The sequence below is a fragment of the Psychromonas sp. Urea-02u-13 genome, from assembly GCF_002835995.1.
Classification (GTDB): Bacteria; Pseudomonadota; Gammaproteobacteria; order Enterobacterales; family Psychromonadaceae; genus Psychromonas.
Map to the genome: position 1 here is coordinate 1 of NZ_PJBZ01000029.1, position 204 is coordinate 204.

Below are 204 nucleotides of genomic sequence, written 5' to 3' on the forward strand. Positions count from 1 at the left end.
TTTTACCGAATCAAGAAAGGGATGTCCTGTTTTACTACTATCAAAGCGAATAAAGAAGATAAGTGCAAGGGGCGCTTCTGGGAAGGGCGATTCAAATCCCAAGCCTTGTTAGATGAGAAAGCATTATTAACCTGTATGGCCTATGTTGACTTGAACCCTATCCGCGCTAAGATGGCATCAAGTGTTGATAAATCGGAATATACC

Annotated in this window: 1 pseudogene; it reads left to right on the plus strand. The window is 41.7% G+C overall.

From position 1 onward, the window contains the following. A pseudogene (locus CXF74_RS00085) lies at positions 1-204 on the plus strand (hypothetical protein); the annotation flags it as partial.